The sequence below is a fragment of the Pseudomonas abietaniphila genome (assembly GCF_900100795.1).
Lineage (GTDB): Bacteria > Pseudomonadota > Gammaproteobacteria > Pseudomonadales > Pseudomonadaceae > Aquipseudomonas > Aquipseudomonas abietaniphila.
The window spans coordinates 252,436-276,648 of sequence record NZ_FNCO01000007.1 but is presented as its reverse complement, the minus strand read 5'-3'; the positions used below and the strand labels follow the sequence as shown (position 1 = coordinate 276,648).

21 protein-coding genes are annotated in these 24,213 nt (G+C 58.4%); 19 read left to right on the top strand and 2 right to left on the bottom strand.

What is annotated here, in order from left to right; genetic code table 11:
- Window positions 1-19 precede the first annotated feature (19 nt).
- Window positions 20-925, top strand: coding sequence for an AraC family transcriptional regulator (locus BLS87_RS15830; protein ID WP_074753424.1), 906 nt, complete (start codon window positions 20-22; stop codon window positions 923-925).
- 104 nt (window positions 926-1,029) lie between these two features.
- Here BLS87_RS15830 and BLS87_RS15825 read toward each other — a convergent pair whose 3' ends face one another.
- Entirely contained in the window at window positions 1,030-2,694 is a 1,665-nt protein-coding gene (locus tag BLS87_RS15825) for an electron transfer flavoprotein-ubiquinone oxidoreductase (protein WP_074753423.1), read from the bottom strand.
- A gap of 526 nt (window positions 2,695-3,220) precedes the next feature.
- On the opposite strand from BLS87_RS15825, the gene BLS87_RS15820 reads away from it, so the two are divergent.
- The 9 genes from BLS87_RS15820 (at window position 3,221) to BLS87_RS15780 (ending at window position 10,566) form a co-directional block, all read left to right on the top strand.
- Window positions 3,221-3,970 carry an electron transfer flavoprotein subunit beta/FixA family protein gene (locus tag BLS87_RS15820; RefSeq protein ID WP_074753422.1) on the top strand — a complete coding sequence of 250 codons (750 nt, stop codon included), beginning with the start codon at window positions 3,221-3,223 and terminating at the stop codon, window positions 3,968-3,970.
- Window positions 3,970-4,899, top strand: a complete 930-nt coding sequence (locus BLS87_RS15815) for an electron transfer flavoprotein subunit alpha/FixB family protein (RefSeq protein ID WP_074753421.1) — start codon at window positions 3,970-3,972, stop codon at window positions 4,897-4,899. Before BLS87_RS15820 ends, BLS87_RS15815 begins: the two co-directional genes overlap by 1 nt.
- 142 nt (window positions 4,900-5,041) lie before the next feature.
- Window positions 5,042-5,863 (top strand): substrate-binding periplasmic protein, encoded by an 822-nt coding sequence (locus BLS87_RS15810; protein WP_167362074.1) that lies wholly within the window; start codon window positions 5,042-5,044, stop codon window positions 5,861-5,863.
- Between the two features lie 21 nt (window positions 5,864-5,884).
- Window positions 5,885-6,238: a DUF4398 domain-containing protein gene (locus BLS87_RS15805; protein ID WP_074753499.1), complete on the top strand. Its 354-nt coding sequence runs from the start codon at window positions 5,885-5,887 to the stop codon at window positions 6,236-6,238.
- Window positions 6,235-7,050, top strand: coding sequence for an OmpA family protein (locus BLS87_RS15800; RefSeq protein WP_074753419.1), 816 nt, complete (start codon window positions 6,235-6,237; stop codon window positions 7,048-7,050). The genes BLS87_RS15805 and BLS87_RS15800 overlap by 4 nt, the downstream gene beginning before the upstream one ends.
- Before the next feature lie 242 nt (window positions 7,051-7,292).
- Entirely contained in the window at window positions 7,293-8,732 is a 1,440-nt protein-coding gene (locus BLS87_RS15795) for an aminotransferase-like domain-containing protein (RefSeq protein ID WP_074753418.1), read from the top strand.
- A 131-nt stretch (window positions 8,733-8,863) separates the two neighbouring features.
- Complete coding sequence (locus BLS87_RS15790; protein WP_074753417.1) at window positions 8,864-9,553, top strand: hypothetical protein; 690 nt, start codon at window positions 8,864-8,866, stop codon at window positions 9,551-9,553.
- A 95-nt stretch (window positions 9,554-9,648) separates the two neighbouring features.
- On the top strand, window positions 9,649-9,906 hold the full coding sequence (locus BLS87_RS15785) for a YkgJ family cysteine cluster protein (RefSeq protein ID WP_074753416.1): 258 nt from the start codon (window positions 9,649-9,651) through the stop codon (window positions 9,904-9,906).
- 54 nt (window positions 9,907-9,960) lie between these two features.
- Complete coding sequence (locus BLS87_RS15780) at window positions 9,961-10,566, top strand: START domain-containing protein (RefSeq protein ID WP_074753415.1); 606 nt, start codon at window positions 9,961-9,963, stop codon at window positions 10,564-10,566.
- A gap of 82 nt (window positions 10,567-10,648) precedes the next feature.
- Here BLS87_RS15780 and gltA read toward each other — a convergent pair whose 3' ends face one another.
- The gene (gene gltA, locus BLS87_RS15775; protein WP_062381071.1) at window positions 10,649-11,938 is read right to left on the bottom strand and encodes a citrate synthase; all 1,290 of its coding nucleotides are present in this window, start codon (window positions 11,936-11,938) and stop codon (window positions 10,649-10,651) included.
- Window positions 11,939-12,300: 362 nt separating this feature from the next.
- On the opposite strand from gltA, the gene sdhC reads away from it, so the two are divergent.
- From sdhC to sucD, 9 genes are all read left to right on the top strand, one after another.
- Window positions 12,301-12,675: a succinate dehydrogenase, cytochrome b556 subunit gene (sdhC, locus tag BLS87_RS15770; RefSeq protein WP_074753414.1), complete on the top strand. Its 375-nt coding sequence runs from the start codon at window positions 12,301-12,303 to the stop codon at window positions 12,673-12,675.
- Window positions 12,669-13,037, top strand: coding sequence for a succinate dehydrogenase, hydrophobic membrane anchor protein (sdhD, locus tag BLS87_RS15765; RefSeq protein WP_074753413.1), 369 nt, complete (start codon window positions 12,669-12,671; stop codon window positions 13,035-13,037). The genes sdhC and sdhD overlap by 7 nt, the downstream gene beginning before the upstream one ends.
- Before the next feature lie 3 nt (window positions 13,038-13,040).
- Entirely contained in the window at window positions 13,041-14,813 is a 1,773-nt protein-coding gene (gene sdhA / locus BLS87_RS15760; RefSeq protein ID WP_074753412.1) for a succinate dehydrogenase flavoprotein subunit, read from the top strand.
- A gap of 11 nt (window positions 14,814-14,824) precedes the next feature.
- Window positions 14,825-15,529, top strand: coding sequence for a succinate dehydrogenase iron-sulfur subunit (locus tag BLS87_RS15755; RefSeq protein WP_074753411.1), 705 nt, complete (start codon window positions 14,825-14,827; stop codon window positions 15,527-15,529).
- A 290-nt stretch (window positions 15,530-15,819) separates the two neighbouring features.
- A complete protein-coding gene (locus tag BLS87_RS15750) occupies window positions 15,820-18,651 on the top strand; it encodes a 2-oxoglutarate dehydrogenase E1 component (protein ID WP_074753410.1) in 2,832 nt (943 codons plus the stop codon).
- 41 nt (window positions 18,652-18,692) lie between these two features.
- Window positions 18,693-19,931, top strand: coding sequence for a 2-oxoglutarate dehydrogenase complex dihydrolipoyllysine-residue succinyltransferase (gene odhB / locus BLS87_RS15745; protein ID WP_074753409.1), 1,239 nt, complete (start codon window positions 18,693-18,695; stop codon window positions 19,929-19,931).
- A 170-nt stretch (window positions 19,932-20,101) separates the two neighbouring features.
- The gene (lpdA, locus tag BLS87_RS15740; RefSeq protein WP_074753408.1) at window positions 20,102-21,541 is read left to right on the top strand and encodes a dihydrolipoyl dehydrogenase; all 1,440 of its coding nucleotides are present in this window, start codon (window positions 20,102-20,104) and stop codon (window positions 21,539-21,541) included.
- A 204-nt stretch (window positions 21,542-21,745) separates the two neighbouring features.
- Window positions 21,746-22,912: an ADP-forming succinate--CoA ligase subunit beta gene (sucC, locus tag BLS87_RS15735; RefSeq protein WP_074753407.1), complete on the top strand. Its 1,167-nt coding sequence runs from the start codon at window positions 21,746-21,748 to the stop codon at window positions 22,910-22,912.
- The gene (sucD, locus tag BLS87_RS15730) at window positions 22,912-23,796 is read left to right on the top strand and encodes a succinate--CoA ligase subunit alpha (RefSeq protein ID WP_074753406.1); all 885 of its coding nucleotides are present in this window, start codon (window positions 22,912-22,914) and stop codon (window positions 23,794-23,796) included. The genes sucC and sucD overlap by 1 nt, the downstream gene beginning before the upstream one ends.
- Window positions 23,797-24,213: the final 417 nt, after the last annotated feature.

The window sequence follows — 24,213 nt, the reverse complement described above, 5'->3', positions numbered from 1 at the left end:
TCCTCCGCCTCGGTTACTCATGCACCTGACTTCCCGTTCCGATGCCAATGCCACGCTGGTTTCGCTGATCAAGCCGCTGTCCCACCGTCCAGGCTTTCTCGACAGTGGTTTGCCCGGTGTGCAGACCATGTCGTGGAGCTATTACGTTGCCAGTTGCCCGCAAATCTACGAGCCCAGCCTGATCATCCTCGCCCAGGGCAGCAAATTGGCGCGCCTCGGCGCGCGCACCTTTGAATACGGTGCAGGGCATTACCTGGTGCAAGCGCTATCTGTGCCGTTCATGTGCGAGACCTTCGCCACCACAGAAGAGCCGTTGTACGGCGTTTCGGTCGCCATCGACCGGATCGTGCTCGGTGAACTGGTGCAGGCCATGGCACTGCCCATCGATGCCTCGGTCAAGGCGCAGACGCCGGAGTCCATGAACTCGGCCGAGCTGGACACGCAGATGCGTGAGAGTGTCGAACGGTTGCTGCGTTGCCTGCACGACCCGATGGATTGTCAGGTGATGGGCCCGGCGCTGGTGCGTGAGGTCCTGTATGCCGCGCTGCGCGGACCGCAGGCGGGTGTGTTGCGAGCGCTGGTGGAGCAACAGGGGCATTTCGCAAGGATTGCCGCCGCGTTGCAACACCTGCGCGATCACTACAGCGAGGCGCTGAGTGTCGATGATCTCGCGCGTTGCGCCAACATGAGCACCTCGACGTTTCATGAGCATTTCAAGCGCAGCACGTTGTTGTCACCGGTGCAGTACCTCAAGCGCCTGCGGCTGTTGAAAGCGCAGCAGATGCTGATCGGCGAAGGCATGGGCGTGGCGCAGGTCGCGCACAGGGTGGGGTATCAGAGCACGTCGCAGTTCAGCCGCGAGTACAAACGTTACTTTGATCGCAGTCCGGGAGAAGAGGGGGCCCAGTTGAGGGCTTCTGCGTGATGCTGTAAACGAATGCAGGAGCGCGCTTGCCCGCGATCGTATCGTGTCAGCCAACCCATTGGTTGCAGACAGATCGCAATTGCGGGCAAGCGCGCTCCTACCGTTTACATATTCGGGTACGTCGGCCCGCCCGCGCCTTCAGGGGTGACCCAGGTGATGTTCTGGGACGGATCCTTGATGTCGCAGGTCTTGCAGTGGACGCAGTTCTGCGCGTTGATCTGGAAGCGCTTGGCGCCGTCTTCCTGAGTCACCACTTCGTAAACGCCCGCCGGGCAGTAGCGTTGTGCAGGCTCATCGTATTTCGGCAGGTTGACGCTGATCGGGATGTTCGGATCCTTCAGCTTCAAGTGGCAAGGCTGCTCTTCTTCATGGTTGGTGCCGGAGATGAACACCGAGCTCAGCTTGTCGAAGCTCAGTTTGCCGTCCGGTTTCGGGTAGTCGATTTTTTTCGAATCGGCTGCCAGCTTCATGCACGCGTAGTCAGGCTTGTTGTCGTGCAGCGTGAACGGCATCTTGCCGCCGAACAGGTTCTGGTCGATGAAGTTGAAGGCGCCGCCCAGCACCGGGCCAAACTTGTGGATCGCCGCGCCGAAATTGCGGCTGGCAAACAGCTCTTCGTGCAGCCAGCTGCCTTTGAAGGCTTCGACGTACGTATTCAGCGCATCGCCCCCTTCATTGCCGGCGAACAAGGCGTCTGCCACTGATTCAGCGGCCAGCATGCCGGACTTCATTGCGGTGTGGCTGCCTTTGATCTTGGCGAAGTTCAGCGTGCCCAAGTCGCAACCGATCAATGCGCCGCCCGGGAAGACCATCTTGGGCAACGAATTCAGGCCGCCTTTGCAGATCGCGCGCGCGCCGTAGCTGATGCGCTTGCCGCCTTCCAGGTACTGCTTGAGGATGGGGTGATGCTTGAGGCGCTGGAACTCGTCGAACGGCGACAGGTAAGGGTTGGCGTAGGACAGGTCAACAATCAGACCTACCACCACCTGATTGTTTTCCAGGTGATAGAGGAAGGAACCGCCGGTGTTCTCGGTGCCCATCACGTCCAGTGGCCAGCCGGCGGTATGCACCACAAGGCCTTGTTGGTGCTTGGCGGGGTCGATTTCCCAGATTTCCTTCAGGCCGATGCCGTAATGCTGAGCGTCGGCTTCGCTGTCCAGATTGAAGCGTTTGATCAGTTGCTTGCCGATGTGGCCACGGCAGCCTTCGGCGAACAGGGTGTATTTGCCGCGCAGTTCCATACCCGGCGTGTACAGGCCCTCTTTCGGATGGCCTTCGCGGTCGACGCCCAGGTCACCGGTGATGATCCCGCGGACCACGCCGTGCTCGTCGATCAGCGCTTCCTGAGCGGCGAAGCCAGGGTAGATTTCCACACCCAGGTTTTCAGCCTGCTGCGCCAGCCAGCGGCACAGGTTACCCAGGGAAATGATGTAGTTGCCTTCGTTGTGCATGGTCTTGGGCACGAACGCGCCGGGTACCTTGGTACCGGCGTCGGCGCTGGTCAGCACATAGATGTCATCGCCTTTGACCGGCGTGTTCAGCGGTGCGCCGAGTGCTTTCCAGTCAGGAAACAGTTCATTGAGCGCGCGAGGTTCGAACACCGCACCCGAGAGGATGTGCGCGCCGACTTCAGAGCCTTTCTCCACCACGCAGACGCTGATTTCCTGGCCAGCTTCGGCGGCCTTCTGTTTCAGACGGCATGCGGCGGACAGGCCTGCGGGGCCGGCTCCGACGATGACGACGTCGAATTCCATAAATTCGCGTTCCACTGGCTATCTCCTGATCAAGGCTCAACGGGTATTTTTTTATAGGTTGCTCAACCGACGCACGGAAACGGTTTGCCCGCGCGTCATCTCAAAGGGGCGCATTATATCTACACCACCTTGCAGGTCCAATACAAACGTTTGTTTGAATCGGCTGAAACCCTGATAAATCATAGGGAGACGGCTCATGACTGGCGTTTTTGTCGTATTGACCGGAATAGGCGTTCCGGTCAAGATACGGGCGGTTTTGCGCTCGCCGTAGGCTGAACGTCAGACGCGAGAACGCCTCTAAAAGCAACGCGACGGCGTGTGTGCGATCCCGTTCTATGCCTCTGCAGGGCAGGCGCGGTGCAGTTTACACGCCGGGTGGCGGTATGGCTTGGATTGCCGGGGAGGGGCGGTTGTTTTTTGCCGAACTCCCCGTTAAGCAACGACGAATACGCTGTTTTCAGAGGTGTTCTTTACACTGACGTGTACCCATCGCCAGGCCGGGCCTGGCGACTTCTTTTCACCGGAGAGTAACGAGGAATCCATGAAGGTTCTTGTAGCTGTCAAACGAGTGGTCGACTACAACGTCAAGGTTCGCGTCAAAGCGGATAACTCCGGCGTCGATCTCGCTAACGTCAAAATGTCGATGAACCCCTTCTGCGAAATCGCTGTGGAAGAAGCCGTGCGCCTGAAAGAAAAAGGCGTTGCGACCGAGATCGTCGTCGTCTCCATTGGCCCGACCACCGCTCAGGAGCAACTGCGCACCGCGTTGGCACTGGGTGCCGACCGCGCCATCCTCGTTGAATCCGCTGACGAGCTGACCTCCCTGGCCGTAGCCAAGCTGCTCAAGGCTGTTGTCGATAAAGAGCAACCGCAACTGGTCATCCTCGGCAAGCAGGCGATCGACAGCGACAACAACCAGACCGGCCAGATGCTGGCGGCCCTGAGCGGTTACGCTCAAGGCACCTTCGCCTCGAAGGTTGAAGTGTCTGGCGACAGCGTCAACGTCACCCGTGAGATCGACGCCGGTGCACAGACCGTTTCGTTGAAGCTGCCGGCCATCGTCACCACGGACCTGCGCCTCAACGAGCCGCGCTATGCGTCGCTGCCTAACATCATGAAGGCCAAGAAGAAGCCGCTCGAAGTACTGACGCCTGACGCGCTGGGTGTGTCGACTTCTTCGACCAACAAGACCCTCAAGGTCGAAGCACCTGCTGCCCGCAGCGCTGGCATCAAGGTCAAGTCGGTGGCTGAACTGGTCGAGAAACTGAAAAACGAAGCGAAGGTGATCTGATGCCTATTCTCGTAATCGCTGAGCACGAAAACGGCGCAATTGCTCCCGCCACCCTGAACACCGTTGCCGCTGCCGCCAAGATCGGTGGCGACATCCACGTCCTGGTCGCGGGCCAGAACGTGGGCGCCGTGGGTGAGGCCGCTGCGAAAATCGCTGGCGTCGCCAAGGTGCTGGTCGCTGACAATGCGGCCTACGCGCACCAACTGCCAGAAAACGTTGCGCCATTGGTTGCCGAGCTCGCCGCCGGTTACAGCCATGTGCTGGCCGCTGCCACCTCCAACGGCAAGAACATCCTGCCGCGCGTTGCCGCCCAGCTGGACGTTGACCAGATCTCCGAGATCATCTCGGTGGAAAGCGCTGACACCTTCAAGCGTCCGATCTATGCCGGTAACGCCATCGCCACCGTTCAGTCTTCGGCTGCGATCAAGGTCATCACCGTTCGCGCCACCGGTTTCGACGCGGTTGCTGCTGAAGGCGGTTCTGCAGCCGTTGAGTCCGTGTCGGCTGCACACGATGCAGGCAAGTCCTCCTTCGTCAGCGAAGAGTTGGCCAAATCCGATCGTCCTGAGCTGACCGCTGCCAAAATCGTCGTTTCCGGCGGCCGTGGCATGCAGAACGGCGACAACTTCAAGCACCTGTACGCGCTGGCTGACAAGCTGGGCGCTGCGGTCGGCGCCTCCCGCGCTGCCGTTGACGCAGGTTTTGTACCCAACGACATGCAGGTCGGCCAGACCGGCAAGATCGTTGCGCCGCAGCTCTACATCGCCGTCGGTATCTCCGGCGCGATCCAGCACCTGGCCGGCATGAAAGACTCCAAGGTGATCGTTGCGATCAACAAGGATGAAGAGGCGCCGATCTTCCAGGTGGCTGATTACGGTCTCGTGGCTGATCTGTTTGAAGCGGTACCCGAGTTGGAGAAGCTGGTCTAAACCAGCCGTCTGACTTATAAAGAGAACCCGTTCGTTTCGGGCTGTTCGAAAGTGCTGATCATCGGTTGTTGTGATGATGGATGCCTTCCTCAGCCTCGACTGAACGGGTTTTTTATTGGGCCGAAAAAAGGATTCAGTCATGTTGTCGCCAAGGCAGACGCTGACGTCGCTGGTTGCCGGGCTGTTGTTGCCATCGATGGCAGCCGTTGCCGCTGGCAAATGCGAGCGACTGGTTGTCACTGGAAGTCCTGATGCACCTCCTTATTTGTGGCGCGATCCGCAAGATCCGAAACGTCTGATGGGCGCCAATGCCGACCTGCTCAAGGACGCTGCGAGCCAGATGGGCGTCAAGGTCGAGCTCTTGTTTGCCGGTAAGCGCAGTCAGGCGCTGGAAGAAGTGCGGACCGGACGCATGGATCTCCTGGTGGATACGCCGCTCAATGCCAGTGAGCTTGAAACGCTGGATTTTATCCATCCGCCCATTGCGCAAAACGAGATCATGGTCTGGACCCGCGCGGGGCATGCGCAGCCCTTCAACTCGCTGGCGGATTTGAATGGGCACTCGGGCGCGATATCCGAGAAAACCCGTGTCACCTCAGCGTTCGAAAGTGCGATCAAAGAGCATTTGACGCTCGAGAAGCAGCCGAACCTCACTCAGGCGTTGCAGAAGCTGATGCTGGGGCAGGTGGAGTTCGTGCTCGCCGGGCGCTATGCCGGCATGGCACTGACCCAGGCCCTCGGGATGTCCGGAGACCTGCAGGCGCAACCCCTGCCAGTCGACAAGCCGGGACTGTATCTGGCGCTGTCGTTCAATTCAGCCTGCAACGATCCTTGGTTGCGCGGACAGCTGGCAAAAAAAATGACAGAATTGGCGGCTTCGGGCCGCTCCAGTGAAGCGGTGGCGCGCAACCTGGCGTTGTGGAAAGCCCAGTTGCAGCAGCCCGCCAGCACTCCCAATCAGTAGGAACGTTTTTTGAGCTTTCTTTTGAGAACAAGACCTTTATTCGTTGCCGTGGCCATTGCTTCTTTATTCGGCTGTGCAAATGATCCCGCGCCGAATGAGCAGCTGAAACTCACGGAACAAGCCGTCGCTCAGGCGACGGCGGTGGGTGCCACTGATGACGAGCCGGACATGGTCACGGCGCAATCGAAATTGACCCAGGCACGTGCCGCCATGGCGGAGAAGTCCTACAAGGACGCCCGTATGCAGGCCGAGCAAGCAGAGCTCGATGCGCGACTGGCCGAGGCGCGAGTGCTGACCGAAAAGAGTGACGAACAACTGGCACAAGTGAGCGCGCGTCTGGATCGCTTGCGCAAGCAATTGGGAGCGGCGCAATGAACCGTCTTCCTCGTGTATTGAGCGTCTGCCTGCTGTTGGGCAGTGCCGGGTTATATGGCTGCGCAGGCCATCAGAACAGCGAGAAGGCGTTGCAGGGCGCCAGTGCCGATTTCCAGAAAGTGAAGGGCGATACCAATGTGCTGCGCAGCGCGCCGAGGGACGTGATCCGGGCGGGTGAGCTATTAGCCAAGGCCGAGCGTCTTTCGGGGTATGTGGGCAGTTCCGACGACGTGAGCCATTACGCTTATCTGAGCAGCCGCTACAGCGCTATCGCAGCCGAGCACAGTCAATTGCTGTTGAATCAGGAAAAGCTCGCCCGTCTTGAGCTTGAGCGTCAGCGCCTGCAATTGGCGCTGCGCGAGGCAAAACTTTCCGGTGCCCAGCAGCAAGGTAAATGGGCCGAAGACCAGGTGATCAGTCTTTCGACCCAGCAGAGTGAGCGGGGGTTGGTCATGACCCTGGGCGACATGTTGTTCGACACCGGGCGTGCCGAGCTCAAAAGCTCCGCGAACCGCACAGTGTTGAAAGTCGTGCAGTTCTTGCAGTTCAACCCCAAGCGCGTCGTGCGTATCGAGGGCTACACCGACAGCACCGGCGACAGTCAGGAAAACCTGCGGTTGTCGCGTGATCGCGCACAGGCAGTTGCCGACGTGCTCTCGGACCTGGGCATTGAAGACGAACGCATTCAGGTGGAAGGTTATGGCGACCAGTTCCCGGTTGACGTCAATTCGTCCGAGCGGGGAAGGGCGCTCAACCGGCGCGTAGAAATTGTGTTTTCCGACGAGAAAGGACACCTCAGCGCTGCCCGCTAAAAAATATTTCGACTTGAGCCCGGTTTTTTCCTAAAAACCGGGCTTTTTTGTGCGAAAAAGCGGGCGAATTGGCAGGTATGTCACATTAATTTTTTTGTCACACTCAAGTATGACTAGCCCTTTCCTGAACTGTCCCCGTACACTTCTCAACTGTGCCGGTGATCTCTTGCGCTGATCGCCATGCTGCCGACCTCCAGATCAAGAAGGAGGCAGTTTGAAAGAGTGAAGTCGAGGGACGCAAAATGACCAATCTTTTGCTGTATCAACGTATCGCCCAGCAGTTGGCTGAAGATATTCGCCGGGGCGTTTACCAGCCTGGCGAGCGTGTGCCATCCGTGCGCAAAATGAGTTCTCAGCTCAACGTCAGTCATGCCACCGTGCTGCAGGCGTATGCCAATCTTGAAGATCAGGGGTTGATCCGGGCGCGTCCCCAGTCCGGCTATTACGTTCACCAGACCCCCGCGCTGACCGCTCCCACGCCTGATATCGCTCGTGTCGAGCGGCCTGGCCTGGTCACTCGGGCCAGCATTATTCAGCAGGTGCTGGTGGAGGCGCGTCGCGAGGGCGTGTTTGCGTTCGGCGCCGCAGTCCCTCACATCGATTACCTGCCCCTGCGCGCCTTGCATCAGCAACTGGCCAAGGTCACCCGATTTCAGAGTCCTCGGGCCTTCAATTACATGTTCAGTCCGGGGTTCGAACCGTTACGCCGTCAGGTGGCGATCCGGATGCGGGATGCCGGGGTCGTTGTTGACCCTTCTGAAGTGGTGATCACCCACGGTTGCGTGGACGCGCTGCAGATGTCGCTGCGTGTGCTGACCAGTCCTGGCGACCTGATCGCTGCCGAGTCACCGACCTATTACGGCCTGCTGCAACTCGCAGATTTGTTGGGTTTGAAGGTGATCGAGATCCCGAGCGACCCCAACACCGGTATCAGTCTCGAGGCCTTGCAGCTGGCGGCAAACCAGTGGTCCATCAAGGCGCTCGTGATGACCTCGCGGTTGAGCAATCCGCTGGGCAGCACGATGCCGGAAGAGCGGCAAAAGCATCTGCTGCGACTGGCGTCGGATTTCGACATTCAGGTGATCGAGGACGACATCTACGGTGAGCTGATGTACGAGCAGAACAAGACCAAGGCGTTGAAGGCGTTCGATCGCCTGGGACGCGTGATCTACTGCTCAAGTTTCTCCAAGACTCTGTCGCCCGGGGTGCGCATCGGCTGGATGATCGCGGGCAAGTATCAGGCGGAAATCCAGCGCTTGCAGACGTTCAGTACCCATTCGGCGTGCAGTGTGACGCAAATGGGGGTCGCGTCTTATCTGGAGAATGGCGGCTACGATCGTCACCTGCGCTACATCCGCCAGGAACATCGCAAGAACCTGAGCGCGTTTCAGCTCGCGGTGCAGCAGATGTTTCCTGAGGGTACGCAAATCAGTCGGCCGGCTGGCGGGTTCATTTTATGGATCAGCCTCCCGGGCCGGGTCAACACGCAGGAGCTGCACGTACGTGCACTGGAGCAGGGCATCAGCATCGCGCCTGGCTTGATCTTCAGCAATACAGAACAGTTCAATCACTGTATCCGGCTGAACTGTGGGTTGCCCTGGAACCGTGAAGCGGAGCGGGCGCTGATGACCCTCGGCATGCTGGCCAAGCAGCTTTGTCAGGACGCCGGTCAGGCGTGGTGATTCAGATTCAGTGAACTCGCGCGCGTAACTGTTTTTCACATATTGAGGGGCTGACTGACAGGGCATTCACTTGTCATCGGCCATGCAAAGAGCCAGCATGTTGGCTTCTGCCTATTTCTGCCGAAGACGTTATGAAAACACTGCGTTGTATGGGTGTGCTATCGGTGCTTCTTCTGACTGCCTGTGATGCCGAAAAGGCGCCTGCGCCACCCCCTAAAGTTGTCGCTACAGCCGCTGTTTCAGCCCCAGAGATCAAGACGGTCCAGGCGCCTGAGCCGATAGAGAAGGCTGCGGCAGCGGTGCCTTCTGTGCACGAACTGGCGCCGAACGTCTCTGCCGTGCGCGTCATCGCGGCCAGTAAGGCTGAACCGGCGAAAGTCGACGCTTCAAGAAAAGTCTCCACGCCTGTCAAGACGGTTGAAATCGAGCAAAAGACGCCCAGCGTGAACGCCAAATCCGCCAAGGTTAAAGCGGTTAACGCCGAGATTGCCAACCGTGCGCCCGTTGCAAGCAAGAGCAAAACCCCTGCGCAGGTGGTCAAGGAGACGAAATTGCCGAAACCCTCCCTCGATTTGAGTCTGCCGCCTGAGATGGTTAAGCAAATGACGCCCCCTGCGAATGTCATTACCGCGCAAACCAAGGATAAGTCCCCATCTGGCGGCGCCAAACCGCTGCTGCCTAAAATGTTTCCGGACACCAACAGCGACCCCGACTTCCACCTTCAGGGTCGTTTACTGAGCAATGAAATGCAGTTGCAGCTGCGCAATGAAGCCCGCAAGGAGGTCGAAGGTGCTGCCGTGGACTTCACGTTCAAGCAGTAACTCGGTCTGACCGGACTCGAATCCTTCATTTTCAAACGCGCGTTTTAGCGGGTAAGATCCTTTCATCTCTCATTGCCTCTCAAGAGGAAGTTTCCATGGAATGCCGTCCAGGCTGCGGCGCTTGCTGCGTTGCGCCTTCGATCTCGTCCCCTATCCCCGGCATGCCTCAAGGGAAGCTCGCGGGAGAGCGGTGTCTGCATTTGTCCGTCCACATGCTGTGCGACATCTTTGGCAGGCCTGACCGGCCCTTGGTGTGCAGTCAGTTTGTTGCGGATCCCGAGGTGTGTGGCGGCAGTTCAGAAGAAGCTATCCGGATATTGGGGTGGTGGGAGCAGGCCACGTCGGTCGCATGATGGCGATGGGTCGTTGAGTCGAGACAACTGAACTTCACAATAAGGAATAAGACAATGGGTTCGCTGTACCGGATTGCATTTGGAATCGGCATGACTGTATGGGTCGCCGCCGCTGCTCAGGCCGAGAGTTGGACGGTTGCCAAGAACGAGGACGGCATCAAGGTTTCCCTCAGCGATGTCTCCGGGTCGCAATATAAGGCCTACCAAGGCGTGACCACGATCAAGGCCAGCGTTGCGAAGTTACGCAGTCTGCAGGAGGACGTTGCAGGGGCCTGTGCTTGGGTCCACGAATGCAAGTCGCAAAAAATCCTCAAGCACGAGGGCGACAAGACATGGACGTATTCTCAGTTCAACACGCCGTGGCCGGTCACTCCGCGAGACTCCGTGTTGCAGATCACCACGGTTGAGGGGGCTGACGGCAGTCTGACTCGAAACCTGCTGGGCCAACCCACGTATATTCCTGAAGAGAAGGGCTTTGTACGGGTCTCTCAGGTGGAAGGTTTCTGGAAGCTTGTGCCCAAGGGTGCCAACGAGACGGAAGTGACTTATCAAGTTCACACCGAGCCGGGTGGCAGTGTGCCGTCGTGGTTGGCCAACAAATTCGTGGTGGATGCGCCGTTCAATACGCTCAAGGCCTTGAAAGAGCGGGCTGAGAAGTAATACCGGTACAGTTTTCCCCAAAACGAAAAAGGCTGCCAGTGGCAGCCTTTCTTGTTTCCGGAGTGACCGGTTCGCGAAGCGCTTACTTGCGTTCTGCGAGTGGAACGATGTCTCGAGAAACTTCACCGGTGTACAACTGGCGTGGACGGCCGATCTTGTACGGGCTGGACAGCATTTCTTTCCAGTGCGAGATCCAGCCGACGGTGCGTGCCAGGGCGAAGATCACGGTGAACATGCTGGTAGGAATGCCGATTGCCTTCAGGATAATGCCCGAGTAGAAGTCGACGTTCGGGTACAGCGAGCGCTCGATGAAGTACGGATCGGTCAGTGCGATCTCTTCGAGGCGCATGGCCAGTTCCAGCTGCGGATCGTTGGTGATGCCCAGCTCGCGCAGGACCTCATCACACGTCTGCTTCATGACGGTGGCGCGTGGGTCGCGGTTCTTGTAGACGCGGTGACCAAAGCCCATGAGTTTGAACGGATCGTTCTTGTCCTTGGCCTTGGCGATGAATTTGTCGATGTTCGACACATCGCCAATTTCGTCCAGCATGGTCAGCACGGCTTCGTTGGCGCCGCCGTGAGCAGGGCCCCACAGTGCGGCAATACCGGCCGCGATACAGGCAAACGGGTTGGCACCCGAGGAGCCGGCCATGCGGACGGTGGAGGTCGATGCGTTCTGTTCGTGGTCGGCGTGGAGGATGAAGATCCGATCCATTGCCTTGGCCAGCGTCGGGCTGATTGGTTTGATCTCGCACGGCGTGTTGAACATCATGTGCAGGAAGTTTTCCGCGTAGCTCAGGTCGTTGCGCGGGTACATCATGGGTTGGCCCATGGAGTACTTGTAGACCATCGCTGCCAGCGTCGGCATCTTGGCAACCAGACGGATCGCCGAGATTTCGCGGTGCTGCGGGTTATTGATGTCCAGCGAGTCGTGGTAGAACGCGGAAAGAGCGCCCACTACGCCGCACATGACGGCCATGGGGTGAGCGTCGCGACGGAAGCCGTTGAAGAACGTCTTCAGTTGCTCGTGCACCATGGTGTGGTTCTTCACGGTGACAACGAATTGGGCTTTCTGCTCGGCAGTCGGCAGTTCGCCGTTCAGCAGCAGGTAGCAGGTTTCCAGATAATCCGACTGTTCGGCCAGTTGCTCGATCGGGTAGCCACGGTGCAGCAAAATGCCGTTGTCACCGTCGATGTAGGTGATCTTGGATTCGCATGAGGCGGTCGACATGAAGCCTGGGTCGAATGTGAAGCGTCCGGTGGCGGTCAGGCCGCGTACATCGATTACATCGGGACCAACGGTGCCGGTCAGAATGGGCAGCTCGACGGGGGCTGCGCCCTCGATGATCAACTGCGCTTTTTTGTCAGCCATGTGGCCTCCTATTTATGCTTCAAATCATCAGACAGGCCCCCCACGCAGGGCCCGCATCACTATAGTGAGATAAATTCTAAAGTCAATTTGCCAAAAGTCTTGTGGCAGAAGGCTTTAAGCCGAGGTTTTCCTCGAATTTCCCTGCCATTTACGCCTTTTATTCCCCTAAAGCAATCAGCCATTAGGGGAGGGTCTGCGCGTTGTCATTAGTTGGCTAACTGTCTATACTCGGTGCCCGACCGCCAGGGGCTCTGAGACCTGTTTTTCTGGGGGTCGCACTTCCTGGGTAGTGGGTACCTGACCAGTGCACTTCCCAACAACTTGCCCTGATTCCTAGGGGCTCTTCAGTGTGAAAAAAAGCCGTGAAAAGCCAACGACCTGTAAACCTAGACCTAAGGACCATCAAACTCCCCATTACCGCGATCACGTCGATCCTTCACCGTATCTCCGGCATCATCCTCTTCATCGGCCTCGCTTTCATGCTCTACGCACTGAGCGCGTCGCTGGGTTCTGAAGAAGGCTTTGCCAACGTGAAGTCGACCTTGACCAGTCCGCTGGCCAAGTTCATCGCATGGGGGCTTCTGTCTTCCCTGCTGTATCACCTGGTGGCCGGTGTTCGTCACCTGGTCATGGATGCGGGAGTCGGTGAAACGCTGGAAGGCGGGAAGCTGGGCTCGAAAATCGTCATCGTCGTTTCTCTGGCGCTGATCGTTCTGGCGGGAGTTTGGATATGGTAACCAGCGTTACGAACCTGTCTCGTTCGGGCCTCTATGACTGGATGGCGCAACGCGTCTCCGCCGTAGTGCTCGCGGCTTATTTCATTTTCCTGATCGGATACCTGATCGCGCACCCTGGCATCGACTACGCCACGTGGCACGCTCTGTTCTCCCATAACGCAATGCGCATCTTCAGTCTGCTCGCCCTTGTTGCCCTGGCGGCTCACGCCTGGGTCGGCATGTGGACCATCGCGACCGACTACCTGACTCCCATGAGTTTCGGTGAGTCCGCGACAGCGGTGCGTTTCCTGTTCCAGGCGGTGTGCGGCATTGCGATGTTCGCGTACTTCGTCTGGGGTGTGCAGATTCTTTGGGGTATCTGATTCATGGCTAAAATTAATACCATCTCGTTCGACGCCATCATCATTGGCGGCGGCGGTGCAGGCATGCGCGCTGCGCTGCAGCTGGCTGAGGGCGGCCACAAGACCGCTGTAGTCACCAAGGTCTTTCCGACCCGCTCGCACACCGTTTCCGCCCAGGGCGGCATCACCTGCGCCATCGCGTCGGCCGATCCGAACGATGACTGGCGCTGGCACATGTACGATACCGTCAAGGGTTCCGACTACATCGGCGACCAGGACGCTATCGAGTACATGTGTCAGGAAGGTCCGGCTGCGGTCTTCGAACTGGACCACATGGGTCTGCCGTTCTCGCGCACCGAAACCGGTCGAATCTACCAGCGTCCGTTCGGTGGTCAGTCCAAAGACTTCGGCAAAGGCGGTCAGGCTGCACGTACCTGTGCCGCGTCCGACCGTACCGGTCACGCACTGTTGCACACCCTTTATCAGGGCAACCTGAAAGCGGGCACTACCTTCCTGAACGAGTACTACGCCGTTGACCTGGTCAAGAACCAGGATGGCGCGTTCGTGGGTGTGATCGCTATTTGCATCGAAACCGGCGAAACCATGTACATCAAGGCCAAGGCCACTGTACTGGCCACCGGTGGTGCGGGTCGTATCTACGCGTCCACCACCAACGCCCTGATCAACACCGGTGACGGTATCGGCATGGCGTTGCGTGCCGGTGTTCCTGTTCAGGACATCGAAATGTGGCAGTTCCACCCGACTGGCATTGCCGGCGCAGGTGTACTGGTCACCGAAGGTTGCCGTGGTGAAGGTGGTTACCTGATCAACAAGCATGGCGAGCGTTTCATGGAGCGCTATGCTCCAAACGCCAAAGACCTCGCAGGTCGTGACGTCGTTGCGCGTTCCATGGTCAAGGAAATCATCGCCGGTAACGGCTGTGGCCCGAATGGCGACCACGTCATGCTCAAGCTCGATCACCTTGGCGAGGAAGTGCTGCACAGCCGTCTGCCTGGGATCATGGAGCTGTCCAAGACGTTCGCTCACGTCGATCCGGCGGTTGCGCCGATCCCGGTTGTTCCGACCTGTCACTACATGATGGGCGGCGTTGCCACCAATATTCACGGTCAGGCCATGACCATGGATGCCGAAGGCAAGGATCGCGTGATTCCTGGTCTGTTTGCGGTCGGTGAAGTGGCGTGCGTATCCGTTCACGGCGCCAACCGTCTGGGCGGTAACTCGCTGCTCGACCTGGTCGTGTTCGGTCGTGCTGCTGGTCTGCACCTGGAAAAAGCGCTGTCCGACGGTATCGAATACGCCGACGCCAGCGACACCGACATTGATGTCGCGTTGGGCCGTCTGAACGCGCTCAACGAGCGTACCGAAGGCGAAGACGTCGCCACGCTGCGCCGTGAACTGCAGAACTGCATGCAGAATTACTTCGGTGTGTTCCGCACCGGCGAATACATGCAGAAGGGTATTGCTCAACTGGCTGATCTGCGGGCCCGTATTGCCAACGTCAAGATCAATGACAAGTCCCAGGCCTTCAACACTGCGCGTATCGAAGCGCTCGAGTTGCAGAACCTGCTGGAAGTTGCCGAAGCAACCGCAGTGGCTGCTGAAGTGCGCAAAGAGTCCCGCGGCGCTCACGCCCGTGAAGACTTCGAAGATCGCGACGACGAAAACTGGCTGTGCCATACCCTGTACTACCCGGGCGAGAAGCGGGTTGCCAAACGTGCAGTCAACTTTGCGCCGAAAACCGTACCGGCGTTTGAACCGAAAATTCGGACTTACTAAGGGTGGCCGCTATGTTGAAAGTCGAAGTTTATCGCTACAACCCTGACACCGATTCGGCGCCCAAGACCCAGGTCTTCGACGTGGATACCGGTGGCAAGGACCTGATGGTCCTGGACGTGCTGGCGCTGATCAAAGAGCAGGACGAAGGCTTCTCTTATCGTCGCTCCTGCCGCGAAGGTGTCTGCGGCTCCGACGGCATGAACATCAACGGCAAGAACGGCCTGGCGTGCATCACGCCGCTGTCTTCCGTGGTGAAGGGCAACAAGCTGGTGGTGCGTCCATTGCCTGGTTTGCCGGTCATTCGTGACCTGGTCGTCGACATGAGCATCTTCTACAAGCAATACGAGAAGGTGAAACCCTTCCTGCAGAACGACACGCCGGCTCCGGCCATCGAGCGTCTGCAGTCGCCAGAAGAGCGTGAGAAGCTGGACGGCCTGTACGAGTGCATTCTGTGCGCTTGCTGCTCGACCTCCTGCCCGTCGTTCTGGTGGAACCCTGACAAGTTCCTGGGTCCAGCTGCACTGCTGCAAGCCTATCGTTTCCTGGCTGACAGCCGTGACACCAAGACTCAGGAGCGTCTGGCTTCCCTGGACGACCCGTTCAGTGTGTTCCGTTGCCGCGGCATCATGAACTGCGTGAACGTCTGCCCGAAAGGCCTGAACCCTACCAAGGCTATCGGTCATGTTCGCAGCATGCTTCTCAAGAGCGGTGTCTGAGTTCGTGGCAGCATCGAAGCATCTGTAAGTTTGTAAATGTTGTACCCGTAAACGCTACGGCGCAGGCTGAAACCGGCGCCGTAGTTTTAACCTGAGCAGCAGTTTCAAAGGCTGCAGCTCTTATTTGATGAAATGAGAACCAGCAGGGGCATCCGGGCTGGTACCCGGACTATCTGCGCGATTCCTAGCGACTTGGTGCAGTCGGCGACTCGATACGGTCGCTGCACGGACTTTTCAGGTTGGCAACGGTGTCGACGCCGATGGTGTCCCCTAACCGAGGGTGACCAAGCATGCAAGAAAGCGTGATGCAGCGCATGTGGAACAGTGCCCACCTTTCCGGTGGTAACGCTGCCTATGTGGAAGAGCTCTATGAGCTCTACCTGCACGACCCTAACGCTGTGCCAGAAGAATGGCGCACCTACTTTCAGACGCTGCCGGCTGACGACAGCACTGCCACCGATGTATCGCACTCGACGGTTCGCGATCATTTCGTGTTGCTGGGAAAAAACCAGCGCCGCGCTCAACCGGTCTCCGCCGGTAGCGTGAGCAGCGAGCATGAGAAGAAGCAAGTTGAAGTATTGCGACTGATCCAGGCATTCCGTATGCGCGGCCATCAGGGTTCGCAACTCGATCCTCTGGGTCTGTGGAAGCGTACTGCGCCAGCTGACCTGTCGATCAACCATTACGGTTTGACCAACGCTGACCTCGATACCACATTCCGTGCCGGCGACCTGTTCATCGGCAAGGAGGAGGCGAGCCTACGCGAAATCGTAGAGGCGTTGCAGAAGACATATTGCCGCACCATCGGCGCCGAGTTCACGCACATCGTGGATTCGACCCAGCGCAACTGGTTCATGCAGCGCCTCGAAAGCGTGCGTGGCCGTCCAGCTTACTCCGCCGACATTCAGAGCCATCTGCTCGAGCGCGTCACCGCGGCCGAGGGTCTGGAAAAGTACCTGGGTACCAAATACCCGGGCACCAAGCGCTTCGGTCTGGAAGGTGGTGAAAGCCTGATCCCGATGCTGGACGAACTGATCCAGCGTTCCGGTTCCTACGGCACCAAGGAAATCGTGATCGGCATGGCCCACCGTGGTCGCCTGAACGTCCTGGTCAACACCTTCGGCAAGAATCCGCGCGAGCTGTTCGACGAATTCGAAGGCAAGAAGAAGGTCGAGCTGGGTTCCGGTGACGTGAAATACCACCAGGGCTTCTCGTCCAACGTCATGACCACCGGTGGCGAAGTCCACCTGGCGATGGCCTTCAACCCGTCTCACCTGGAGATCGTTTCTCCGGTGGTCGAGGGTTCTGTGCGCGCTCGTCAGGATCGTCGCAACGACACCACGGGCGAAAAAGTCCTGCCGATTTCCATCCACGGTGACGCTGCCTTCGCAGGTCAGGGTGTGGTACTGGAAACCTTCCAGATGTCGCAGACCCGCGGCTTCAAGACCGGCGGCACGATTCACATCGTGATCAACAACCAGGTTGGCTTCACCATCAGCAACCAGGAAGACTCGCGCTCTACCGAGTACGCGACCGACGTTGCCAAGATGATTCAGGCGCCGATTCTCCATGTAAATGGCGATGACCCTGAAGCGGTGTTGTTCGTGACCCAACTGGCCATCGATTACCGCATGCAGTTCAAGCGTGACGTGGTCATTGACCTGGTCTGCTACCGCCGTCGCGGTCACAACGAAGCCGACGAGCCAAGTGGCACTCAGCCATTGATGTACCAGCAGATTGCCAAACAGCGCACGACGCGTGAGCTTTACGCTGATGCACTGGCTACCGGCAACATCCTCAGCGCTGAAGCGGCTCAGACCAAAGTGGACGAGTACCGCAACGCCCTGGACAACGGCATGCACGTTGTGAAGAGCCTGGTCAAAGAGCCTAACAAGGAACTGTTCGTCGACTGGCGTCCGTATCTGGGCCACGCCTGGACGGCACGTCACGACACCCGTTTCGACCTCAAGACCCTGCAGGAATTGTCGGCCAAGCTGATGGAACTGCCAGAAGGTTTCGTGGTGCAGCGTCAGGTCCAGAAGATCTACGAAGACCGTCAGAAGATGCAAGCCGGTGGTCTGCCGATCAACTGGGGTTACGCAGAGACCATGGCCTACGCCACACTGGCGTTCGAAGGTCACCCGGTGCGTATCACAGGCCAGGACGTCGGTCGCGGTACGTTCTCGCACCGTCACGCCGTGCTGCATAACCAGAAAGACGCAGCCACTTACATCCCGTTGCAGAACCTGTATGCCGGTCAGCCACGCTTTGACCTGTACGACTCGTTCCTGTCGGAAGAAGCGGTTCTGGCGTTCGAATACGGCTACTCCACCACCTCGCCAAATGCGCTGGTGATCTGGGAAGCCCAGTTCGGTGACTTCGCCAACGGTGCGCAGGTCGTGATCGACCAGTTCATCACCAGCGGCGAGCACAAGTGGGGCCGTCTGTGCGGTCTGACCATGCTGCTGCCACATGGCTACGAAGGTCAGGGGCCTGAGCACTCCTCCGCGCGTCTTGAGCGTTACCTGCAGCTGTGCGCCGAGCACAACATTCAGGTGTGCGTGCCGACCACTCCGGCACAGATCTACCATCTGTTGCGTCGTCAGGTGATCCGTCCGCTGCGCAAGCCGCTGGTCGTGCTGACGCCGAAGTCGCTGCTGCGTCACAAACTGGCAGTGTCGACGCTGGAAGATCTGGCCGAAGGCTCGTTCCAGACCGTCATTCCGGAAATCGACACGCTCGATGCCGCGAAAGTGACCCGCCTGGTTATGTGCAGCGGCAAGGTGTACTACGACCTGCTGGAAAAACGCCGTGCCGAAGGCCGCGAAGATATTGCCATCGTGCGTATCGAGCAGCTCTACCCGTTCCCGGAAGACGACCTGATGGACGCCATTGCGTCCTATACCAACCTGACCCATGTGGTCTGGTGTCAGGAAGAGCCGATGAACCAGGGCGCCTGGTACAGCAGCCAGCATCACCTGCGCCGTAGCATCGGCAATCACAACCGCAATCTCGTTCTCGAGTACGCCGGCCGTGATGCGTCTGCTGCACCTGCTTGTGGTTACGCTTCGATGCACGCCGAACAGCAGGAAAAACTGCTGAAAGACGCGTTCACTGTTTAACGCCTTCGCGCACTAGAAACCGAATTAAGGAATTACAGACAATGGCTATTGAGATCAAAGCCCCCTCTTTCCCGGAATCCGTTGCCGACGGCACCATTTCCAAGTGGCACAAACAGCCGGGCGAAGCGGTAAAACGCGACGAACTGCTGGTCGACATCGAAACCGACAAGGTGGTTCTCGAGGTACTGGCTGAAGCTGACGGCGTACTGGCGTCGATCGTGAAAGGCGAGGGCGACACCGTCCTGTCCAACGAACTGATCGCAACCCTGGACGCTGGCGCCACTGCTTCGGCCGCGCCTGCTGCCGCTGCGGCCCCGGCTGCTGCACCTGCCGCTGCTGCCGCGCCGGCTCCTGCCGCCGCTGGCGACGAAGACGCCATCGGCGCTCCGGCTGCGCGCAAGCTGGCTGAAGAAAATGGCATTGCACTGGCCAGCATCAAAGGCACCGGCAAAGACGGTCGCGTCACCAAAGAAGATGTCGTTGCTGCCATTGAAGCGAAGAAATCGGCTCCGGCCGCTGCGCCGGCTGCCAAGCCTGCTGCCGCTGCACCTGCTGCTCCTGTGTTCGCCGCTGGCGACCGCACCGAGAAGCGTGTACCGATGACACGTGTACGTGCCACCGTTGCCAAGCGTCTGGTCGAAGCACAGTCGAACATGGCAATGCTGACAACCTTCAACGAAGTCGACATGACCGAAGTCATGGCGCTGCGTTCGAAGTACAAGGACCTGTTCGAGAAGTCCCACAACGGCGTACGCCTGGGCTTCATGTCGTTCTTCGTCAAGGCCGCTACCGAAGCGCTGAAGCGTTTCCCGGCTGTCAACGCGTCGATCGACGGCACTGACATCGTCTACCACGGTTATGCTGACGTCGGCGTTGCCGTCTCCAGCGACCGTGGTCTGGTGGTTCCGGTTCTGCGCAACGCCGAACACATGAGCCTGGCCGAAATCGAAGGCGGCATTGCCACCTTCGGCAAAAAAGCCCGCGATGGCAAACTGTCCATCGACGAGATGACTGGCGGTACCTTCACCATCACCAACGGTGGTACTTTCGGTTCGATGATGTCGACCCCGATCGTTAACCCGCCGCAAGCGGCCATCCTGGGCATGCACAATATTCTGCAGCGTCCTATGGCGATCAACGGTCAGGTTGTTATCCGCCCGATGATGTATCTGGCGCTGTCCTACGATCACCGCTTGATCGACGGTAAAGAAGCTGTGACGTTCCTGGTGACCATCAAGAACCTGCTGGAAGATCCAGCTCGTCTGTTGCTGGATATCTGATTCAAGGCAGCTGCAAGCCACAAGCGCCAAGCTGCAAAAAATGCAGCCTGGCGTTCGTGCTTGGGTCGTCGCAACATCCTAATGAACAGGCTGCAACTCGTCTGTAGAGCATCACGGATCAGCTTGCAGCTTGTGGCTTGAAGCTCGCAGCTAAAGAGGAACTCTTTTTTATGTCCCAGAAATTCGACGTGGTAGTGATTGGCGCAGGCCCTGGCGGTTATGTTGCCGCCATCAAGGCCGCGCAACTTGGTCTCAAGACTGCCTGCATCGAGAAGTATCAGGATAAAGAGGGCAAGCTCGCTCTCGGCGGTACCTGCCTGAACGTAGGCTGCATTCCTTCCAAGGCGCTGCTGGACAGCTCGTGGAAATTCTACGAAGCCAAGAACCAGTTCAACGTGCACGGCATTTCCATCTCCGGCGACGTGCAGATGGACGTCCCGGCCATGGTTGGCCGCAAGTCGCAGATCGTCAAAGGCCTGACCGGCGGCGTTGCCAGCCTGTTCAAAGCCAACGGCGTTACTTCCCTGCAAGGCCACGGCAAGCTGCTGGCCGGCAAGAAAGTCGAGCTGACCAAGCCTGACGGCACCACCGAAGTCATCGAAGCCGACAACATCATCCTGGCTTCCGGCTCGCGTCCGATCGACATTCCACCGGCTCCGGTCGATCAGAACGTCATCGTCGACTCCACTGGTGCCCTGGAATTCCAGGCAGTGCCTGAGCGTCTGGGTGTGATCGGTGCGGGCGTTATCGGCCTGGAACTGGGTTCGGTATGGTCGCGCTTGGGTTCCAAGGTCACCGTTCTGGAAGCGCTGGAGAAGTTCCTGCCTGCCGCTGACGAAGCCGTTTCCAAGGAAGCACAGAAGACCTTCACCAAGCAGGGTCTGGACATCAAGCTGGGCGCTCGCGTTACCGGTTCGAAAGTCAACGGCAACGAAGTGATCGTCAACTACACCGATAAAGACGGTGAGCAGAACATCACGTTCGACCGCTTGATCGTTGCAGTAGGCCGTCGTCCGGTGACCACCGATCTGCTGGCGTCCGACAGCGGTGTCGATATCGACGAGCGCGGCTTCATCTTCGTCAACGATCAGTGCGAAACCAGCGTTCCTGGTGTTTACGCGATCGGCGACGTGGTCCGTGGTCTGATGCTGGCACACAAAGCGTCGGAAGAAGGCATCATGGTTGTTGAGCGCATCAAGGGCCACAAAACCCAGATGAACTACGACCTGATCCCGTCGGTTATCTACACGCACCCGGAAATCGCATGGGTCGGTAAAACCGAGCAGACCTTGAAGGCCGAAGGCGTTGAGGTTAACGTCGGCAGCTTCCCGTTCGCGGCGAGCGGCCGTGCGATGGCGGCGAACGACACTGGCGGTTTCGTCAAAGTCATCGCTGACGCCAAGACCGACCGTGTACTGGGTGTACACGTCATCGGTCCAGGCGCAGCAGAACTGGTACAGCAGGGCGCGATCGGTATGGAGTTCGGCACCAGTGCCGAAGACATCGGCATGATGGTCTTCTCCCACCCGACGTTGTCCGAAGCGCTGCACGAAGCTGCTTTGGCTGTGAATGGCCACGCCATCCACATCCAGAACAAGAAAAAACGCTAAGAAAAAAACCACGACGGACCGCCCGTCGTAGGCCTTGCTCGCAAGGCTTACCGCGGAAGGTCCGTTGGACTCGAACTCCCGGTGTGTTCCGATCGGCACTGATGTGCAGGTCCGGGCCCTTCCGGGAGAAGCGGTCACAGGTGGTGCGGCACGCTTAGACGAGCAGCACCGAATGCGCAGTACCTAACGAAGACGGTAATAAGCATGAATCTTCACGAGTATCAGGGTAAGCAGCTGTTTGCTGAATACGGCCTGCCAGTATCCAAGGGCTTTGCAGTAGACACCCCGGAAGCAGCAGCAGAAGCGTGCGACAAGATCGGCGGAACCGAATGGGTCGTCAAAGCCCAGGTTCACGCAGGTGGTCGCGGTAAAGCGGGCGGCGTCAAGCTGGTTCGCAGCAAGGAAGACGCAGCTGCGTTCGCCCAACAGTGGTTGGGCAAGCGTCTGGTCACTTACCAGACTGATGCCAACGGCCAGCCAGTCACCAAGATCCTGGTTGAATCCTGCACTGACATCGCCAAAGAGCTGTACCTGGGCGCTGTAGTGGACCGTTCGAGCCGTCGTATCGTGTTCATGGCCTCCACCGAAGGTGGCGTGGACATCGAGAAAATCGCTCACGAAACTCCTGAGAAGATTCTCAAGGCCACGATCGATCCACTGGTTGGCGCTCAGCCATTCCAGGGTCGCGATCTGGCATTCCAGCTGGGTCTGGAGGGCAAGCAGGTCACTCAGTTCGCCAAGATCTTCGTCGGTCTGGCCAAGCTGTTCCAGGACCACGACCTGGCCCTGCTGGAAGTGAACCCGCTGGTGATCAAGGCTGACGGCGATCTGCACTGCCTGGACGCCAAGATCAACATCGACGCCAACGCCATGTACCGTCAGCCTAAGCTGAAGGCTTTCCACGACCCATCGCAAGATGACCCACGTGAAGCCCACGCTGCCAAGTTCGAACTGAACTACGTGGCACTGGAAGGCAACATCGGCTGCATGGTCAACGGTGCCGGCCTGGCCATGGGTACCATGGACATCGTCAACCTGCACGGCGGCAAGCCAGCCAACTTCCTCGACGTAGGTGGTGGCGCTACCAAAGAGCGCGTGACCGAAGCCTTCAAGATCATCCTGTCCGACAGCAACGTCGCCGCAGTACTGGTCAACATCTTCGGCGGCATCGTTCGCTGCGACATGATTGCCGAAGGCATCATTGGCGCGGTGAAAGAAGTCGGCGTGAAAATCCCGGTCGTTGTTCGCCTTGAAGGTAACAACGCTGACCTGGGCGCTAAAGTACTGGCAGAAAGCGGCTTGAACATCATCGCTGCTACCAGCTTGACCGACGCTGCTCAACAAGTCGTCAAAGCTGCGGAGGGCAAATAATGAGCGTCCTGATCAATAAAGACACCAAAGTTATCTGCCAGGGCTTCACCGGCTCTCAAGGTACTTTCCACTCCGAACAAGCCATTGCCTACGGCACCAAAATGGTTGGCGGCGTGACCCCAGGCAAAGGTGGCACCACTCACCTGAACCTGCCGGTGTTCAACACCGTTCGTGAAGCAGTGGAGCAAACTGGCGCTACCGCCAGCGTGATCTACGTTCCGGCTCCTTTCTGCAAAGATTCGATCCTGGAAGCTGCTTTCGGCGGCATCAAGCTGATCATCTGCATCACCGAAGGTATTCCTACCCTCGACATGCTGGATGCCAAGGTCAAGTGCGACGAACTGGGTGTTACCCTGATCGGCCCGAACTGCCCAGGCGTGATCACTCCGGGCGAGTGCAAGATCGGCATCATGCCAGGTCACATTCACTTGCCAGGCAAAGTCGGTATCGTGTCGCGTTCCGGCACCCTGACTTACGAAGCTGTGAAGCAGACCACTGACGCCGGTTTCGGTCAGTCCACCTGCGTTGGCATCGGTGGTGACCCGATCCCTGGCTCCAACTTCATCGACATCCTGAAGTTGTTCCAGAACGACCCACAGACCGAAGCGATCGTCATGATCGGTGAGATCGGTGGTTCGGCTGAAGAAGAAGCCGCTGCCTACATCAAAGCAAACGTGACCAAGCCAGTCGTTTCCTACATCGCTGGTGTGACTGCTCCTCCGGGCAAGCGCATGGGCCATGCTGGCGCGATCATCTCCGGCGGCAAAGGTACTGCAGACGAGAAATTCGCTGCACTGCAAGACGCGGGTGTCAAAACCGTGCGTTCGCTGGCAGACATCGGCAAAGCCCTGGCTGAGCTGACCGGTTGGGAAATGAAAAAGTAAGCATCGCTTGCTGATCATTGTCTGATCGACAAAGGCCACCTTCGGGTGGCCTTTGTGTTTTCAGGGCTCAACCCCGTTTGCCTGTCGTTTCCCATCGCGAGCGCGCTCACGCCTACAGGATTGCAGTTACCCTCTGTAGGAGCGCGCTTGCCCGCGAACAAACGATAACGCGGTAGACCTGGAAAACCGCGTTGTTTTCCCTCGTAAGCAAGACACCCATTCACCCATTCACCTGTGCGTTCGTGCTTAAGCAGCCAGGCTGCCTGCGTACCAAATACCGTAGGAGTTTTCCGATATGCGACAGCTACGTGCATACATCGGTCGCCTCGCCCTGTATCGGTGCGGGAAATAGGGTAGGCTACGCGCCATTTTGCGTGGCCGGCCCCCATAAGGAGCTGCTGCGCGCAGACGGGTCTG